Origin of the sequence: Streptomyces sp. NPDC060035, assembly GCF_042736635.1 — a bacterium.
Lineage (GTDB): Bacteria > Actinomycetota > Actinomycetes > Streptomycetales > Streptomycetaceae > Streptomyces.
Window position 1 is genome coordinate 144,723 of record NZ_JBHWVO010000017.1, and the last position, 16,281, is coordinate 161,003.

16 protein-coding genes and 2 pseudogenes are annotated in these 16,281 nt (G+C 70.8%); 12 read left to right on the plus strand and 6 right to left on the minus strand.

Annotated elements, in window-relative coordinates; all coding sequences use genetic code 11:
- Positions 1 to 62 precede the first annotated feature (62 nt).
- Positions 63 to 134: a putative leader peptide gene (locus tag ACFWBQ_RS25555; protein WP_385497024.1), complete on the plus strand. Its 72-nt coding sequence runs from the start codon at positions 63 to 65 to the stop codon at positions 132 to 134.
- 198 nt (positions 135 to 332) lie between these two features.
- On the plus strand, positions 333 to 533 hold the full coding sequence (locus tag ACFWBQ_RS25560; protein WP_385496493.1) for a hypothetical protein: 201 nt from the start codon (positions 333 to 335) through the stop codon (positions 531 to 533).
- A 5-nt stretch (positions 534 to 538) separates the two neighbouring features.
- Here the strand turns inward: ACFWBQ_RS25560 and ACFWBQ_RS25565 are convergent, their stop codons facing one another.
- Positions 539 to 1,036, minus strand: coding sequence for a hypothetical protein (locus ACFWBQ_RS25565; protein WP_385496494.1), 498 nt, complete (start codon positions 1,034 to 1,036; stop codon positions 539 to 541).
- A gap of 116 nt (positions 1,037 to 1,152) precedes the next feature.
- On the opposite strand from ACFWBQ_RS25565, the pseudogene ACFWBQ_RS25570 reads away from it, so the two are divergent.
- Positions 1,153 to 1,254, plus strand: a pseudogene (locus tag ACFWBQ_RS25570) (hypothetical protein); the annotation flags it as partial.
- Positions 1,255 to 1,330: 76 nt separating this feature from the next.
- Here ACFWBQ_RS25570 and ACFWBQ_RS25575 read toward each other — a convergent pair.
- Positions 1,331 to 1,480 (minus strand): hypothetical protein, encoded by a 150-nt coding sequence (locus ACFWBQ_RS25575; RefSeq protein WP_385497027.1) that lies wholly within the window; start codon positions 1,478 to 1,480, stop codon positions 1,331 to 1,333.
- A gap of 92 nt (positions 1,481 to 1,572) precedes the next feature.
- On the opposite strand from ACFWBQ_RS25575, the pseudogene ACFWBQ_RS25580 reads away from it, so the two are divergent.
- Positions 1,573 to 1,647, plus strand: a pseudogene (locus tag ACFWBQ_RS25580) (hypothetical protein); the annotation flags it as partial.
- 163 nt (positions 1,648 to 1,810) lie between these two features.
- On the opposite strand, the gene ACFWBQ_RS25585 reads toward ACFWBQ_RS25580, so the two are convergent.
- Complete coding sequence (locus ACFWBQ_RS25585) at positions 1,811 to 1,963, minus strand: hypothetical protein (RefSeq protein ID WP_385496495.1); 153 nt, start codon at positions 1,961 to 1,963, stop codon at positions 1,811 to 1,813.
- 522 nt (positions 1,964 to 2,485) lie between these two features.
- On the opposite strand from ACFWBQ_RS25585, the gene ACFWBQ_RS25590 reads away from it, so the two are divergent.
- Genes ACFWBQ_RS25590 through ACFWBQ_RS25600 form a run of 3 tightly spaced genes read left to right on the plus strand, consistent with a single transcriptional unit; the run spans position 2,486 to position 5,684 of the window.
- Complete coding sequence (locus ACFWBQ_RS25590; RefSeq protein WP_385496496.1) at positions 2,486 to 3,826, plus strand: extracellular solute-binding protein; 1,341 nt, start codon at positions 2,486 to 2,488, stop codon at positions 3,824 to 3,826.
- Positions 3,823 to 4,788 (plus strand): carbohydrate ABC transporter permease, encoded by a 966-nt coding sequence (locus tag ACFWBQ_RS25595; protein ID WP_385496497.1) that lies wholly within the window; start codon positions 3,823 to 3,825, stop codon positions 4,786 to 4,788. The genes ACFWBQ_RS25590 and ACFWBQ_RS25595 overlap by 4 nt, the downstream gene beginning before the upstream one ends.
- Entirely contained in the window at positions 4,785 to 5,684 is a 900-nt protein-coding gene (locus ACFWBQ_RS25600; RefSeq protein WP_385496498.1) for a carbohydrate ABC transporter permease, read from the plus strand. Before ACFWBQ_RS25595 ends, ACFWBQ_RS25600 begins: the two co-directional genes overlap by 4 nt.
- A 91-nt stretch (positions 5,685 to 5,775) precedes the next feature.
- Here ACFWBQ_RS25600 and ACFWBQ_RS25605 read toward each other — a convergent pair whose 3' ends face one another.
- Positions 5,776 to 6,645: a UbiA family prenyltransferase gene (locus ACFWBQ_RS25605; RefSeq protein ID WP_385496499.1), complete on the minus strand. Its 870-nt coding sequence runs from the start codon at positions 6,643 to 6,645 to the stop codon at positions 5,776 to 5,778.
- 119 nt (positions 6,646 to 6,764) lie between these two features.
- Here ACFWBQ_RS25605 and ACFWBQ_RS25610 point away from each other — a divergent pair, with 119 nt between their 5' ends.
- The 5 genes from ACFWBQ_RS25610 to ACFWBQ_RS25630 all read left to right on the plus strand — a co-directional run bounded on the left by ACFWBQ_RS25610 (position 6,765) and on the right by ACFWBQ_RS25630 (position 14,636).
- Positions 6,765 to 7,823 carry a type III polyketide synthase gene (locus tag ACFWBQ_RS25610; protein ID WP_385496500.1) on the plus strand — a complete coding sequence of 353 codons (1,059 nt, stop codon included), beginning with the start codon at positions 6,765 to 6,767 and terminating at the stop codon, positions 7,821 to 7,823.
- Between the two features lie 13 nt (positions 7,824 to 7,836).
- Positions 7,837 to 8,364 carry an isoprenylcysteine carboxyl methyltransferase family protein gene (locus tag ACFWBQ_RS25615; RefSeq protein ID WP_385496514.1) on the plus strand — a complete coding sequence of 176 codons (528 nt, stop codon included), beginning with the start codon at positions 7,837 to 7,839 and terminating at the stop codon, positions 8,362 to 8,364.
- Entirely contained in the window at positions 8,361 to 9,374 is a 1,014-nt protein-coding gene (locus tag ACFWBQ_RS25620) for an NAD(P)/FAD-dependent oxidoreductase (protein WP_385496519.1), read from the plus strand. Before ACFWBQ_RS25615 ends, ACFWBQ_RS25620 begins: the two co-directional genes overlap by 4 nt.
- Before the next feature lie 318 nt (positions 9,375 to 9,692).
- Positions 9,693 to 11,843 (plus strand): MMPL family transporter, encoded by a 2,151-nt coding sequence (locus ACFWBQ_RS25625; protein ID WP_385496558.1) that lies wholly within the window; start codon positions 9,693 to 9,695, stop codon positions 11,841 to 11,843.
- A gap of 84 nt (positions 11,844 to 11,927) precedes the next feature.
- Entirely contained in the window at positions 11,928 to 14,636 is a 2,709-nt protein-coding gene (locus ACFWBQ_RS25630) for a SpoIIE family protein phosphatase (protein ID WP_385496586.1), read from the plus strand.
- 53 nt (positions 14,637 to 14,689) lie between these two features.
- On the opposite strand, the gene ACFWBQ_RS25635 is transcribed toward ACFWBQ_RS25630, so the two are convergent.
- Positions 14,690 to 15,322 (minus strand): class I SAM-dependent methyltransferase, encoded by a 633-nt coding sequence (locus tag ACFWBQ_RS25635; RefSeq protein WP_385496621.1) that lies wholly within the window; start codon positions 15,320 to 15,322, stop codon positions 14,690 to 14,692.
- The gene (locus ACFWBQ_RS25640; RefSeq protein ID WP_385496632.1) at positions 15,315 to 16,133 is read right to left on the minus strand and encodes an SAM-dependent methyltransferase; all 819 of its coding nucleotides are present in this window, start codon (positions 16,131 to 16,133) and stop codon (positions 15,315 to 15,317) included. Before ACFWBQ_RS25640 ends, ACFWBQ_RS25635 begins: the two co-directional genes overlap by 8 nt.
- Positions 16,134 to 16,281: the final 148 nt, after the last annotated feature.

The window sequence follows — 16,281 nt, forward strand, 5'->3', positions numbered from 1 at the left end:
CGGACAGGCCGGGTTGACCGCCCGGCGAAGCCGCTGTCATATTTGCCGTCGTGAACCCGGACATGCGCCTCACCTCCCGCAGGCACGTCGACCTCTGTCGACAGGCCGGCGCGGTCTGTGCCGTCCAGAACTGACCGGACGGCCTCTCGCGCGGTCCCGTTCCCTCTCCACGCGCAGCTTCCGTAGCTGAACCGTGCTGATTCCGTACGCCCGCAGAGCTGAGCGCCTCACGCCCTCAATTCCTCCCGCAGCGGATTGAATGTGAGGGAAGCCCCGACTTCGCACCCGCTTCCCTCACTTCCACCGTCCCTCACCGTCACAGGCAGGTTTCGATGACCGAGCTGTACCGTTCCTGGCCGGTGCGTGAGTGCGTCGTGGACCCACTGGTGCGTTCCGGCTGCTCCCGAGCGGTGTGGGATGCGCGGGGTTCCCGCCTTCGCGAACCGTTCGGCGGCACGTCTCCGGACACCCTGGCGAGCGCAGCTCACGGCCTCGCCGACGAACTGGCCCGCCTGTTCCCGCTGTCCCCGTAACAGCGTCAGCCGGACGATCGCCGACGCCCGCCCTTCGCCGCCGCGATCAGCGCGGGCACGGTGCCGAGTTTGACGCGCGGGCGGCCGAGGGCGCGACCGCGTGCCAGCTCGGCACGGTCGATGGCGGCCAGTCCCCGGGCGTTGACGACATGGCGGCAGCGCTGCCGGGCGAGGCGTTGGAAGGCCTTGGACGTGTGCGCGGGCGAGGGAAGCACGCCCGCGACGGCATCGGCCAGGAGAGCGCCGACGGTTTCGGCCGCGCAGGTGCGGTTGGCTCCGATGCCTCCCGAGGGCCCGCGTTTGATCCAGCCGACCACGTACGTGCCGGGCGTGCCCGTCACCCGGCCGTCCTTGTGCGGCACGGTGCCGGTCACGTCGTCGAAAGGCAGGCCCGGCACCGGAACTCCGCGGTAGCCGACCGCCCGCAGGAGAAGGCCGGCGGGTATGTCCTGCTCGCCTGCCGCTGCCGCTGCCGCTGCCGCTGCCGCTGCCGTCACGCGCACGGCTTCGACGCTGTCTTCGCCGAGCACTTCCACGGGCGCGGAGTGAAAGCGGAAGACGATGCGCCGACCCGCTGCCGGGGGGCGTGACCAGTCGACCCGCTCGCGCCTGTGTCGCCGTGTGCCCCGTCAACTGCATCCACCCGACGCCCGAGGAACGGGAGTTCGGCAGCACGGAGATGCTCCATGTCGACCCGGCGACGTGTATCGACTGCGGTGCCTGCGCCGACGCCTGCCCGGTCGACGCGATCATCCCGGTGGACAGCCTCTTCGGGGCCCAGAAGGAGTACGCCGAGATCAACGCTGCCTACTTCGCGGACAGGCCGTCCCTGCCGGCCCCTGCCGGACCGAACTTCCACGCCTGGGGCGAGCCCTCGTTCGCGCGCGCCGGTCGATCAGCGTCACCTCGGCGTTGGTGTGCAGGAGGAGGTCCTCGGCGGCGTACATGCCGGCCGGCCCGGTGCCGACGACAGCCACCCGGATCGGTGCGAAGTCGGCGCCAGTCGGCACTGCTGATGCGGGACGACGAGGAGGACGGGGCGCCGCCGAACCGGACAACAGTGGACCTCGAGGGTGGCACCGTAGTGGTCCGGATGCCGCAGCCCGGCCGATAGTGGCGCAGGGGCGGCCGGGGAAGCCCGGCCGGGCTGGATCGCGGCCCGTCCCGCACGATGCGTCTACGAACAATTCCCCGAGGATGCCGAACGCCTCGCCCGGCTCACTGCACCCGGCAGCCGGAGCTCCATCGGTTAACCGCGGTGGGTGCTGACGCGTCCGTCACGTGGCGGCGATCCGTGCCCCCGGAGGACCGGTCCTCGCGCTGCGGGCCCGTTCGACCCTGAATGCGCCTTCGGGGTAGGGGAGTTCCGCAGGCAGCGTCGCCGCCCTGTCGAACCCCTCCTCGGCCTCACGCTCCAGGCCCCACGCCATGAGCGCGGCAGGGTGCACCGTACGGCCATCGGTCTCCGAAAGACGTTCGCCGGCCGGGATCGGGCGCAGTGATCACGGATGCCGCGGCCGGACGGAATCTCGCGCCGGGCCGGGCCGGGTCGCCGCGGCCGTGTTCCGTTCCGCCGCGCTGTCGTTCGTGCTGTCCGTATCCGTCAACTACTGCCCCTTCCAGCCAGGTTGCGTCTTCCGGCCGGCGTGACGACGCGCTCGTCATGTACCGGGTGGACGCACCGGAGGGACGCCTGGTTCGCCTCGTTGCGACTCCGTGCCGGAGCTGCCGCAGAAGGTCGCGGCGCACCGCGGGAGACCGGTGTGCGGGGCATCAGGTCCGACAACAGGACGCGCTGTCCGGGGTATCGAACATCGTTCGCAATTTCAGCGCGAGTCATTGACGCCGGGTTGCCCCGCGCTTACGGTCCCGTCCGAAGTGACGGGCGGGATTCGACATACCGAACACGCGACCCGTGGTGAACGACCCGTACCCCTCAGAGACGAGCCGCCATGCACCCACACCACCCCAGCCGGCGCCGCGCCCTCGCGGGCGGCATCGGGGCCCTGGCCGCCGCCGGAGCCCTGGGCTCGCTGTCCGGCTGCGCCGCGCCCGCCACCGCAGCCGGGCCGGGGCAGACCCGGATGCGGTTCTGGCATCTGTTCGGCGGCGGTGACGGCGTCAACATGCAGGGAATGCTGGACGACTTCCGCACCGGACACCCGGACATAGCCCTGGAGGCCGCAACTCTGCAGTGGGGTGCGCCGTACTACACGAAGCTCGGCATGGCCGGCGCCGGAGGCAGGGCGCCCGAGCTGGCGGTACTGCATCTCGCACGGCTCGCCGGGTTCGCCCCCGGCAGGCTCATCGACCCCTTCGATCTCGATCTGCTGGCCGAACAGGGTGTGCGGGAAAAGGACTTCCCGCCGGAGATCTGGCGCCGCGGCCAAGTGGGCGGCAAACAGTACGCGGTGCCGTTCGACACCCACCCCTTCGTCCTCTATTACCAGACCGAGGTGTGCGAGCAGGCAGGTCTCATGGCGGGCGGCCGGCTCAAGCCGATCAGTGGCGCCGACGAGTTCGCCGACGCGCTGCGCGCCGCGAAGAAGGTGACCGGACAGCCGGGCCTGGTGACCGAGACGCTCGGGCCCGACTGCATCACCCCTTGGCGCCTCTTCGCCACGTTCTACGCGCAGACCGGTGGCAAGGTCCTTTCCGAGGACGGAAAGCGCCTCGCGCTCGACGATGCCAAGGCTCTGGGCGTGCTCGAGTACATGGCAACCCTCGCCGAGGAGGGTCTGATGGTGCGCCGCGCCGACTACGGCGCCTCCGTGGGCATCTTCAACGGCGGGAAGACCGCCTTCCACCTCAATGGCGAATGGGAGATCACCACCTTCCGGACTGCCGGACTCCCGTTCTCCATGACCCGCGTGCCCGCGCTCTTCGGCAGTGCCGCCACACAGGCCGACTGCCACTCGTTCGTCCTGCCGCATCAGGACGACCGCGGCGGCGCGCCCAACGAGGCGGCGCACACCTTCGTCGCCTGGATGCTGCGCAACTCCGTCGCGTGGGCCGAGGGCGGCCATGTGCCTGCCTATCTGCCGGTGCTCGAAGATCCGGCGTACCTCGAACTGAAGCCCCAGTCCGAGTACCGCGACGTGATCGACGAGGTGGCGCTGGACGAGCCCGCCTGGTTCGCCGGCTCCGCCTCCCGCATGTGGATCGAGCTCGGCGCCGTCCTTTCCGGTGTGCTCACCGGATCCCGGAGTCCGCGCGGCGCTCTGACCGAGGCCAAGGCCCGCCTGAGAACTCTCCTCGACACCCGCAACCCCCTTCCGGGAGCCGCGTCATGACCTCCACCACCGCGGCGCCACCGCCACCCGTGACGAAGCGGACGGACACCGTCCCCGGGCGGCGTCCGGCCCGTTCCGTGCACAGGAAATGGACCGAACACGGCCTGGTGTTCATCGCCCCGTTCCTGCTCGTGTACGCCATGTTCCTGATCTGGCCGCTGCTCTCCGGCGTTGGCCTGAGCCTGACCAGCGACAACATCACCGGCTCCGGAGGGGAGTTCGTCGGCCTCGACAACTACGCGGAGGCCGTGGGCGACCCCGAGGTGTGGTCCTCGCTGTGGAACACCGTCTGGTTCACGGTCCTGTCCACCGTCCCGCTCGTCCTGGTGGGCCTGGGTCTCGCCCTGCTCGCCCATCAGCTGCGCGTGGTGCAGTGGCTGTGGAGGCTCAGCTGGTTCGCCCCGTTCCTCCTGCCGTCCGGAGTCGTCTGTCTGCTCTTCGGGCAGATGATCTTTCCCTCCGGCTTCGGCCTCGCCGACCAGATGCTCGCCGCCGTCGGCCTGGAGCCGGGCATCGGATGGCTCAGCGACGAGCGTTACGCGATGCTCTCCGTCGTGGCCACCACCGTCTGGTGGACCGTCGGCTTCAACTTCCTGCTGTATCTCGCCGCTCTGCAGGCAGTTCCGGCCCATCTGTACGAGGCCGCCGAGCTGGACGGAGCGGGTGCTCGGCACCAGCTGTGGCACATCACTCTGCCGATGCTCCGCCGTACCACGGGACTCGTTGTGGTCCTCCAGGTACTCGCCTCGCTGAAGATCTTCGATCAGATCTACCTCATGACCGGCGGCGGCCCCGACGACTCCACCCGGCCCATCCTGCAGTACGTCTACCAACAGGGCTTCACCGGTTACCGCATCGGCTACGCCTCGGCCGTCTCCTACATCCTCTTCGCCCTGATCCTGACCGTCTCCCTGGTGCAGCCGTTGCTGTCCCGGCGCCGAGCTGAGGAGGCCGCAAAGTGAGCGGTTCCGTCACCGTCAGAACCCGCCGCGTACACCCGAGCGAGCAGCTGGGCGGATCCGAGGGCCGCCGCCGGCGCTGGACACCCGGCAGGGTCGTCCTGCTCGTCATCGCCCTGGTCCTCGCGGTGGCCTGGCTCGTCCCGCTCGCCTGGGCCGTCGCCACCTCGCTGAAGCCGGAGGGGGAGACGACCGGGACGCCGCTCGAGTGGATCGGTTCACGCATCACGTTCGACGCGTACGCCAAGGTCTGGGAATCCGGCGAACTGATGCGCTGGCTCATGAACTCGGTATACATCTCCCTCATGACGACCGTGCTGACCGTCGTGACCTGCGCGATGGCCGCGTACGGATTCACCCGTACCGAATTCCGCGGACGCAGACTGCTCTACGGGCTGGTGCTCGCCGGCATCATGGTGCCGCCGCAGGTACTCATCGCGCCGCTGTTCCAGGAGATGGTGCAACTCGGCCTCGTCGACACCTACTGGGGTGTGATTCTGCCTCAGGTCGCCGTGCCCGCCATGGTGTTCATCCTGGTGAAGTTCTTCGAAGGTGTACCGAGAGAGCTGGAGGAGGCGGCCTTCGTCGACGGCGCCGGGCGCTGGCGGGTGTTCTGGACGATCGTGATCCCGCTGTCCCGGCCCGTGCTGGCCGCCGTGGCGATCTTCACCTTCATCTCCACCTGGAACAACTTCCTGTGGCCGTTCCTCGTGACCACCGACCCGAACGGCATGACCCTGCCCGTCGGTCTCGTCAACGTCCAGTCGTCCTTCGGGGTGCGGTACGCGCAGATCATGGCGGCGCTCGTGATCGCGGGGCTGCCGCTCCTGGTCGTCTTCGCGCTCTTCCAGCGGCAGATCGTGCGCGGTATCGCGCACACCGGCCTCGCCGGCCAGTAGGCGGGCCACGCGTGGCGGAACGGCCGGGCGGCCCTGTTCCGGCCCGTACGCCACGCGGGTGCGGCCCCGACTGTGCCTGCCGGCCGGACGGTCAGGCGATGGCGGTGCCCCGCATCAGCAGCAGCACCACGTCCGCCGACGCCGCGGCCACCGCCCCCGCGAGGGCCGCCTTGCGCCACGACCGGCACGGCACAAGCCCGGCGAACGCCGTCGGCGCCACCGCCGCCAGGGTGACCGCTCCCCACCAGCCGGGTGGCCCCGCAGGCCCCAGGACGAGCACCATCGACGCCGCCACCAGGGGTACGGGGAGCAACAGCCGGGTGCGGGTGGTGCCCAGCCGCTGGGGCAGGCCGCGGATGCCGGCCCTCAGATCCCCATCGATGTCCGGGAGCACATCGCCCAGATGGGCTCCGACACCCAGCAGGGAACCGGCCGTCACGACCCACCACGCGGGCCAGGGGCGACCGGGCATGTTCAGGGCGACCAGGACGGGCAGGCTGCCGAATCCGATCACATACGGAAGCCAGGAGAACACCGTCGCTTTGAGCCGCAGGTTGTACATCCACGCCGCCACGACCCCGGCGAGGTGCACCGCACCGGCGACAGGACCGCACGCGAGCGACAGGGCCGTGCACAGGAGCAATGCGGCGAACGCCGCCCGCCACACGGCGCTCGGAGACACCACGCCCCGGGCCACCGGTTTGCCGCGGCGCCCGGCGGCCACGTCGCGCCGGGCGTCGAAGGCGTCGTTGCACCAGCCCACCGACAGCTGGCCCGTCAGTACGGCCCCGCCGATCAGGACGCAGCGGGCACCCCCGAGCCCGGAGCTGACGGACAGTGCGACGACAAGGGCGGTCACCGCCGCGACCGGGCCCGGATGACAGGAGAGCGCCAGCCCCGCCGCCGGGTGGGGCGGACGCTTCGCGGAGTCGAGCACCTGCGGCCGGTCAGTGGTGTCCACGAGGGGATCGTAGGTACTCCGGATCTCGCGAACACGCCAGCCGCACGTCTGATGTGCGGGGTTTCACCCGGTTCTGTGGGCAGGATGAGGGCCATGACCTCTCCGAAGCGGGGGCCAGGATGACCCGGATCGCAGCCGTGCACGGGGTTCTGCCACCGCACCGCCACACCCAGCGGGCGGTCACCGACATGGTGGCGCGCACCTGCCTGCCCGCGGGGGGCGACCGCCGCGTCCTGGACCGGATCCACGAGAACGCCCGGGTCCGCACCCGGAACATGGTGCTGCCCCTCGAGCGCTACGGCGAGCTGGACGGTTTCGGAGCAGCCAACGACGTGTTCATCGGCGCCGCAGTCGATCTGGGTGCCCAGGCGGTGCGCGGGGCGTTGCGGACGGCGGGGCTGCGGCCCGCCGACGTGGATCTGCTGATGTTCACCTCCGTCACAGGAGTGGCGGCGCCGTCCGTCGATGCCCGGCTCGTGGGGCGCCTCGGTCTGCGGCCCGATGTGAAACGGCTCCCGGTCTTCGGCCTGGGCTGCGTCGGTGGCGCCGCCGGTGTGGCCCGGCTGCACGACTACCTGCTCGGCCGGCCCGGCCAGGTGGCTGTGCTGCTCTCGGTCGAGCTCTGCTCCCTCACCTTCCAGCGGGGCGACTCGACGCCCGCCAACCTGGTCGCGACCGCGCTGTTCGGCGACGGTGCGGCGGCCGTCGTCGCTGTCGGCGGCGAGCACCGGGCGTCGGCGGACGGACCCGTGGTGGTGGACACCCGCAGCCGTCTGTACCCCGACACCGAACGCGTGATGGGCTGGGACATCAGGAGCTCCGGCTTCAAGGTGGTGCTCGATCCGGCGGTCCCCGACGTCGTACGCCGGTATCTCGCCGACGACGTCCGCGGGTTCCTGGAGGAGCACGGGCTGAAACCGAAGGACATCGCCCACTGGGTGTGCCACCCCGGCGGCCCCAAAGTGCTGGAAGCCGTCTCCGACGTGCTCTCACTGCCCGAGGGCGCACTCGACGTCACCTGGAGCTCGCTGGCCGAGGTGGGCAATCTGTCGTCGTCCTCCGTCCTGCACGTCCTTCGGGACACGATGCAACAGAGACGGCCCGAGCCCGGCACGCCCGGTCTGCTGATGGCCATGGGTCCCGGATTCTGCTCCGAACTGGTGCTGCTGCGTTGGTAGTCGGGAGGAACGCATGATCTGGTACACCGTTCTCGTGCTGGCCGTCGCGGGCGAACGCCTCGCCGAGCTCGCCGTGGCCCTGCGCAACACGCGCTGGAGCCTGGCACGCGGCGGTACCGAAGCCGGGCGCGGACACTACCCGGCGATGGTGACCCTGCACACCGCCCTGCTGGCCGGATGCCTCGCCGAAACCTGGTCGGCCGGCCGCCCGTTCGTGCCGTGGTTCGGCTGGACCATGGTGGCGGTGGTGGCTGCGGCACAGGGGCTGCGCTGGTGGTGCATCCGCACGCTCGGACACCGGTGGAACACCCGGGTCATCGTTGTCCCGGACCTGCCTCTGGTGACGGGCGGGCCCTACCGATGGCTGCGCCACCCCAACTACGCGGCGGTCGCCGCCGAAGGGCTGGCGCTGCCGCTGGTCCACGGCGCGTGGGTGACCGCCGTGGTCTTCACCGTGCTCAACGCCGTGCTCATGGCAGTGCGCGTCCGGTGCGAGGGCCGGGCGCTGGCCTCGGGCCGGCCGGCGGCCGCGCGCGCGTGATCGACGTCCTGGTGGCGGGGGGCGGCCCGGCGGGTCTGGCAGCGGCGATCCGGGCCGCCGGAGCCGGCCGGGAAGTCGTCGTGGTGGAACCACGCGCCGCTCCCGTGGACAAGGCCTGCGGCGAGGGAATCATGCCCAGCGGCGTGGCGGCCCTGCGTGCGCTGGGCGTCGGCATGGCCGGCCATGACCTGCGCGGAATCCGGTACGTCGAGGGCCCCCACCGAGCGGAGGCGACCTTTCGCGAGCACCCGGGGCTCGGCGTGCGACGTACCGAACTGCACGCCGCTCTGCACCGGCGGGCCGTGGAACTCGGCGTACGTATCGTCGCGGGCAGAGCCGGGGCGCTCCGGCAGGACGACGACAGCGTCAGTACGGCGGGGCTGACGGCACGCTGGCTGATCGCCGCCGACGGACTGCACTCCCCGCTGCGCCGCGAACTCGGGCTCGACCGCCCCGGGTCCGCCCCGCGCCGCTACGGTCTGCGCCGGCACTACCGGGTCGCGCCATGGACGGACTTCGTGGAGGTCCACTGGTCCCGTCACGGCGAGGCCTATGTGACGCCCCTCGGGGACCGGCTGGTCGGTGTCGCCGTACTGAGCTGCGACCGCCTGTCCTACGAACAGCACCTGTCGTCGTTTCCCGCCCTGGCCGGTGCGCTCCGGGGCCTGGAAGCGGGTCCCGTGCGCGGCGCGGGGCCCCTGCGCCAGGACGCGCACAGCCCAAGGGCCGGACGGGTCCTGCTGGTCGGTGATGCGGCGGGCTACGTCGACGCGCTGACGGGCGAGGGCATCGCACTGGCCATGGCGACCGCATCGGCGGCGGTCGCATGCCTCACCGCGGACCGGCCAGAGGCCTACCCCGCGCAGTGGACCCGGCTGACGCGACGTCACCGCATGCTCACCCAGGGGCTGTTGGTGGCAGCGAGGCATCCTCGCATCGCGCGGCTGATCGTCCCCGCCGCTCACCGCCTGCCCCGGGTGTTCGAAACGGCCGTGCGCGCACTGGAGTAGACGCAACCCAAATCCGCCCCGTCCCGAACCGCGGGGCCCGCTCCGCGATGCCGGCCGGGTGCCGCACTCGCCCCGTCCCCCAAGCCATCACGGCCGACTCTCCCCATCCGGGTACCAACCCCCTGACGACACAGTCCGGGCTGGTTCCGGCATTCCTGCACCGGCCGTCCGGCCCGGCGGCGTCCCGCCCCGTAGAACCGCTCCACCGTGGTCCGACCGAGGCGCAGGCCACGGCCGTACGGCATGTCGCGCGTCCGATCCGCCGGGCACCGCTCTACTGTCGCCGCCACGGAACCAGGACAAAGCGGTGGGAGTGGCATGCCGGACGTACAGCAGCGTCGACGGCAAGGAGTGGCCCGGCTGGTCTGCGGACGGCGCACCAAGTGGCTGGTCGTGGCGTTCTGGCTCATCGTCCTCGTTGTCGCGGCGCCGCTCGCCGGGAAGCTCACGGATGCCCAGGACAACGACGCCACGTCCTGGCTGCCCAGCAGCGCCGAGTCCACCCTGGTCTGGGAGGAATCCAAGGAATTCCGGCCCGAGATCATCACGGCGATCGTCGTGTACGCCCGGGAGGACGGCCTGACCGGGGCCGACCGCGCCCGGATCGCCGAGGACAAGCAGCAGTTCATGACGCTGCGCGCACACGGTGTGCGGGGCGCGGAGACGCGCGGCCCGCTCTACGACAGGAGGAACCAACCCGCGGCCGCCCAGATCTTCGTTCCCATCACGATGGACGAGGAGGGATGGGAGCGGATCCGCCCGGCGGTCGATTCGGTACGGGACGTCGTGGGCAGCAGCGGGGGAGGTCTCGCGGTCCATATCACCGGACCCGGCGGCGTTGCCGCGGACTCCGCCGACGCCTTCTCGGGCATCGACTCGACCCTGTTGCTCGCCGCGCTGGCCGTGGTGATCATCATGCTGCTGATCACCTACCGCAGCCCGACCCTGCTCGTGCTGCCCGTGCTCGCGGTCGTCGCCGCACTGCTCACCGCGCAGGCCCTCATCTACCTGCTCGCCGCGCACGCCGGCCTCACGGTCAATGGGCAGAGCGCGGGCATCCTGACCGTCCTCGTCTTCGGCGCGGGAACGGACTACGCCCTGCTCCTCGTGGCCCGCTACCGGGAGGAACTGCGGCGGCACGAGGACCGGCACGAGGCGATGGCGCGTGCGCTGCACCGCGCCGGGCCCGCAGTGCTGGCGAGCAGCGGCACCGTGGTGCTGAGCATGCTCGTCCTGCTGGTCGCCGAGATGAATTCGACCCGGGGCCTCGGTCCGGTTGCCGCGATCGGAGTGGCCGTCGCACTGATGGCGATGATCACGCTCCTGCCTGCCCTGCTGGTGATCTTCGGCCGGTGGGTCTTCTGGCCGGTCATCCCGCACTTCGGCACTGCCGAGCCGACCGAGCACGGATTCTGGGCACGGATGGGAGAGCGGCTCGCCGTGCGTCCGCGCAGGGTCTGGGTGGCCACCGCTCTCGTGCTCGCCGCCCTGTCCCTGGGCCTGATCCAGCTGCGCGCCGCCGGTCTCAGCAATGCCGACTCCTTCCCCGACAAGCCCGACTCCATCGTCGGCCAGGAGATCCAGCACCGGTACTTCCCGGCAGGCAGCGGCAGCCCGCTGGTCGTCATCGCGGCGGCGGACCGAAGTGCTCAGGTACGAAGCGCGGTCGAGGCCACCCGTGGTGTGGTGCCCGGCTCACTCGTCGTACCCCCCGGTGCCGGGCCGGAACACGACGGCCGGGTGATCTTCGAGGCGACCATGACGGATCCCGGGGACAGCGAGCGGGCCGAGCAGACCGTGGAACGCGTCCGTGACGCGGTGCATGCGGTGCCTGATGCGGACGCCCGGGTGGGCGGTGACACCGCGGCGCTGCTCGACATGGACGCGGCCACCAAGCACGACAACCTGCTCATCATTCCTCTTGTGCTGCTGGTGGTGCTGATCGTTCTGACGCTGGTGCTGCGCGCCCTGGTGGCGCCCCTGCTGCTGATCGTGACCGTGGTGCTGTCCTTCGCCGCCGCCCTCGGTATCAGCGCGCTCGTCTTCCGCTACATCTTCGACTACGCGGGCGAAACGACGGACTTCCCGCTCTTCGTGTTCGTGTTCCTGGTGGCACTCGGCATCGACTACAACATCTTCCTGACCACCCGGATCCGCGAGGAGGCCCTGCACCAGGGCACCAGGGCCGGTGTGCTGACGGGGCTGGCCGCCACCGGGGCGGTGATCACCTCGGCGGGACTGGTCCTTGCAGGCACCTTCGCCGCACTCGGGACCCTGCCGGTCGTGGCCTTCGCGGAGATCGGCTTCGCGGTCGCCCTGGGCGTGCTCCTGGACACCTTGGTCGTACGGTCCGTGCTGGTCACCTCCCTCTTTCTGGACATCGGCCCCCGTGTGTGGTGGCCCCACCGGCTCGCCCGCGAGGACGGGGGCGCCGCGAGGAGACCAGCGGCACCGGCCGGGCAGCCGTAGGGTGCAGGTCCGGGGCGGTCCCGGCCGCCGTACCGCGCGGCTCACGGCTCGCCCGGTCCATGCCGAGGGTGTAAGAAGGGGACCATGGCCGGACGCTACGGCCGCCCGCGTTCGTTTCTCAAGATGAGGACCGTCGCAGGTCAGGTCTTTCTCCTGCAGGTGGCGATCGTGGTGTTGCTCGTCGCTGCCTCCGTGGCCGCGCTCGTGCTGCAGTCCCGGGCCGACAGCGCACGGGAAGCTCGCAACCGCTCCGTCGCCGTCGCCGAAACCTTTGCGAACGCCCCGGGCATGGAAGCGGCTCTGAAGAGCCCGGACCCGAGCGCTGTGCTCCAGCCGAAGGCCGAGGCGGCCCGGAAGGGCTCGGGAGTCGATTTCATCGTCGTGCTGAGCCTCGACTCGATCCGGTACACCCACCCGCTGCCCGACCGGATCGGAAAAAAGTTCGTCGGCAATGTGACGCCCGCACTCAACGGCCGCGTCGTCACCGAGAGGCTCACCGGGACGATCGGCCCCCTCGTGCAGGCCGTGGTGCCCGTCTTCGGTGCGAACGGCAAAGTCGTGGGCATGGTGTCCGCAGGGATCACGATCGACCGCGTGAGCGGCGTCGTCGAGAACCAGTTCCCCCTTCTTTTCGGCTCCGCCGCGGGGATTCTGCTCCTCACCATGGGCGGAACGGCGCTCGTCAGCAGACGGCTTCGGCGTCAGACCCACGGCCTCGGCCCGGCCGAGATGACCCGGATGTACGAACACCACGACGCCGTCCTGCACGCCGTGCGGGAGGGCGTACTCATCGTCAGCGGCGACGGCCGGCTCCTGCTGGCCAACGACGAGGCGCGGCGTCTGCTCGGCCTTCCGGCGAATGTGGAAGGCCGCGAGGTCACCGATCTGGGGCTCGACCCCCTCACCACCGGACTGCTGGCCTCGGGACGCATCGCGACCGACGAGGTTCTCTCGGTGGGCAACCGGATACTCGCCGTCAGCCAGCGGTCGACGGATCAGGACGGCGGGCCGCCGGGCAGCGTGACCACACTGCGCGACACCACAGAACTGCAGGCACTCACGGGCAAGGCCGCCGTGGCGCGGGGAAGACTGAAACTGCTGTACGACGCCGGTACGGAGATCGGGACAGCGCTTGATGTCGTACGGACGTGCGAGGAGCTGGCGGATTTCGCCACGGCCAGGTTCGCCGACTACGCCACCGTCGACGTGGCGGAGACCGTACTGCGCGGCGAGGAACCGACGGCGGCACGCACGGTGTCCGACATGCGGCGCACGGCGTTCAGCGGTTCCCGTCACGACACGGGGCTCTACCCGCTCGGCTCGGTGGTCCGCTTCATGCCGAGCACCGCCGTCGGTGCCGGCCTGCTCCGGGGCGAGGCGGTCATCGACACGGATCTGCCGGCCCTGTCGGGGTGGCAGGAGGAGCATCCCGCACGGGCCGAGCGGCTCGTCGAGTGCGGCTTCCACTCGATGATCGCCGTTCCGCTGCGTGCCCGCGGCGTCATCCTGGGCGTGGCCATGTTCTGGCGGGCGCAGAGGCCCGAACGGTTCGAGGAGGAGGACCTGTCCGTCGCCGAAGAGCTCGTCGCCCGTGCAGCCGTGAGCATCGACAACGCCCGCCGCTACTCGCGTGAGCACACCGTGGCGGTCACCCTGCAGCGCAGCCTGCTGCCACGCGGCCTCCCCGACCAGAGCGCCATCGACGCCGCCTACCGGTACCTGCCCGCGCAGGCCGGGGTCGGCGGCCTCGGCGGGGTCGGCGGGGACTGGTTCGACATCATTCCGCTGCCCGGCGCCCGAGTCGCACTCGTCGTCGGTGACGTCGTGGGACACGGGCTCCATGCGGCCGCCACCATGGGACGGCTGCGCACCGCGGTCCACAACTTCTCCACGCTGGACCTGCCCCCCGACGAGCTCCTGTGGCACCTGGACGAGCTGGTGGCCCGGATCGACCAGGACGAGACGGCCGATGAATCGGCAGGAGGAGTCACCGGGGCCACCTGCCTCTACGCCATCTACGATCCGGTGTCCGGGCGCTGCACCATGGCGCGGGCCGGTCACCTCCAGCCGGTGATCGTCCACCCGGACGGCGTCGCGGCATTCGCCGAGGTGCCCGGCGGGCCGCCGCTGGGGCTCGGCGGTCTTCCCTTCGAGACACTGGACGTACAGCTGCCGGAGAACAGCCGGCTGGTGCTCTACACCGACGGGCTCGTCGAGGACCGGACCCGGGACATCGACGAAGGTCTGGAGCTCCTGCGCGGCACCCTTGCCGACTACGCCGACCGGACACCCGAGGAGACCTGCGAGGCGGTCCTGCGCGTCATGGTTCCCTCGCGTGCCAGCGACGACATCGCGCTGCTCGTCGGCCGCGCACGCCGGCTCGCCGCGCAGGACGTGGCCGACTGGGAGGTACCCTCCGACCCCGCAGCGGTGTCCCGCGTACGGGCCGAGGTGTCCCGCAAGCTGGCGGAGTGGGATCTGTCCGAGGAGGCGTTCACGACCGAGCTGATCCTCAGCGAACTGGTCACCAACTCCATCCGTTACGCCACCGGCCCCATCCGCGTAAGGCTGGTCCGTGAGCGCACCCTGATCTGCGAGGTCTCCGACCGCAGCAGCATCTCGCCCCATCTGCGACAGGCGGCCACCATGGACGAGGGCGGCCGCGGGCTCTTCCTCGTGGCGCAGCTGGCGGAGCGGTGGGGCACGCGCTACACCGACGACGGAGGCAAGGTCATCTGGACGGAACAGCTGCTGCCGGCCACCGCGCCGCCGGAGGTCCCGCCGGAACGCTGACCGGAGCGACGGTTCGGCTTCGTCCGTCCTCGGTGCGGGCCGACGTGCGTACGTCAGCTCCGCAGGCAGTGCAGGAACACGTGGGGTTCGGGTGCTGCCCCGGCGTGGGACGGGGTGAACACCGTGTTCTGTTCCCACTCCACCGAGAGGCCCGCGCCGGCCGCCAGAGCGGCGAACGCCTCGGGGGCGAAACTGCTCACCCGCGCCTGCTGTCCCATGAAGACGACGCTCACATCCTGCACGTCCAGCGGCACCGTAGCCAGGACCATGCGGCCGCCGGGCCGCAGCGCTCCCGCGAGCCGGTGGACCAGAGCGGTCTGGTCCTCACGTGACATCTGCAGGAGCGAGAAGTAGACACAGACCGCATCGAAACTCTCCTCCTTCAAGGGGAGTTCACGGATGTCGGCGCAACGGAAGGACGCCTCGGGCACCTGGCGGGAGGCCAGATCGACCATGACCGGCGACACGTCGACCCCCAGCACCTGGTGCCCGGCGTCGGCCAGAGTCCGGGCGGTCGGGAGGCCTGTCCCGCTGCCGACGTCGAGGACCCGGCTGTGCGGTGCGAGCTGATCGACCAGCCGCGTCAGTGAGGCACGGTGCGCAGCCGAGTCGGCGAACGCACGCTCGTAGTCGGCCCCGAGGGCGTCGAACACCCTTGCCGCCGGGTGCTGGTGGCTGTCAGTCATGGGGGTATCCCTTCGACGCCGGCACGTACGGGATGGTGGCGACGGCCACGTACAGGCCGCTCTGCTCCGGCTGAGGAGCGGGCGTCCCGCGGTACCACTCGGGGGCCGTCACAAGGCCGGGCTCGACCAGGTCCAGGCCCTCGAAGAAGCGCCCGAACTCGGCGCGGGTCCGCAGCGCGAGCCGGATGCCGCCCTTCCGGTACTCCTGCGCGCCCTGCTCGCCCCGCTCGGGGTTCACGTCCGACGCGCCCTGGGACAGCACCACGTGGCTGCCCGGCGCCAGCGAGGCCGTCAGAGTGCGCACGATGGCGTACGGGTCGTCGTCGTCGGGCAGGAAGTGGAGGAGGCCCAGGAGCGAGAGTGCGACGGGGCGGTCGAAGTCCAGGACCTTGTGGGCGGCTTCGATGATCGTGCCGGCCTCGCGCACATCGGCGTGGACGTAGTCCGTCGCCCCCTCCGGACGGCTGATCAGCAGGGCTTCCGCATGCCGCAGGACGATCGGGTCGTTGTCACAGTAGACGACACGCGAGGCCGGGTTGATCTCCTGGGCTATCTGATGCAGATTCGGCGCGGTGGGGATCCCCGTGCCGATATCGAGGAACTGGTCGACGCCCTCACCGGCCAGCCAGGCCGTCGCGCGGTTCATGAACGCCCGGTTCTGGATGGCGCCGGTCTTCGCCTCGATCGGCAGGTGCTCAGCCACCGCCTGGTCCACGGGGTAGTTGTCCTTGCCGCCGAGGAGCGAGTCGTAGACGCGCGCCGAATGGGGCCTGCTGGTGTCGATCGGGGGCTGAGGCGTCCCAGTCGTCATGACGAGCTCCGTTGCAGATGAGGTGAACCGCTCCGCCTGCGAAGTCTGCCACAGCAACTCCCGCGCTATCAGCGGATGTTGATGCTGTCCGGGGCGGACGCCGGCCCCCGGGAGACGCTCCCGGGAGCCGGCTCGCAAACGGCCGCCG

Bases quoted from the DNA above. Each gene is read 5' to 3' on its own strand.
- ACFWBQ_RS25585 (WP_385496495.1), bottom strand. From the start codon at position 1,963: ATGGCGTGGGGCCTGGAGCGTGAGGCCGAGGAGGGGTTCGACAGGGCG.
- ACFWBQ_RS25590 (WP_385496496.1), top strand. From the start codon at position 2,486: ATGCACCCACACCACCCCAGCCGGCGCCGCGCCCTCGCGGGCGGCATC.
- ACFWBQ_RS25635 (WP_385496621.1), bottom strand. From the start codon at position 15,322: ATGACTGACAGCCACCAGCACCCGGCGGCAAGGGTGTTCGACGCCCTC.
- ACFWBQ_RS25640 (WP_385496632.1), bottom strand. From the start codon at position 16,133: ATGACGACTGGGACGCCTCAGCCCCCGATCGACACCAGCAGGCCCCAT.
- ACFWBQ_RS25595 (WP_385496497.1), top strand. From the start codon at position 3,823: ATGACCTCCACCACCGCGGCGCCACCGCCACCCGTGACGAAGCGGACG.
- ACFWBQ_RS25560 (WP_385496493.1), top strand. From the start codon at position 333: ATGACCGAGCTGTACCGTTCCTGGCCGGTGCGTGAGTGCGTCGTGGAC.
- ACFWBQ_RS25610 (WP_385496500.1), top strand. From the start codon at position 6,765: ATGACCCGGATCGCAGCCGTGCACGGGGTTCTGCCACCGCACCGCCAC.
- ACFWBQ_RS25615 (WP_385496514.1), top strand. From the start codon at position 7,837: ATGATCTGGTACACCGTTCTCGTGCTGGCCGTCGCGGGCGAACGCCTC.
- ACFWBQ_RS25625 (WP_385496558.1), top strand. From the start codon at position 9,693: ATGCCGGACGTACAGCAGCGTCGACGGCAAGGAGTGGCCCGGCTGGTC.
- ACFWBQ_RS25630 (WP_385496586.1), top strand. From the start codon at position 11,928: ATGGCCGGACGCTACGGCCGCCCGCGTTCGTTTCTCAAGATGAGGACC.
- ACFWBQ_RS25575 (WP_385497027.1), bottom strand. From the start codon at position 1,480: ATGTACGCCGCCGAGGACCTCCTCCTGCACACCAACGCCGAGGTGACG.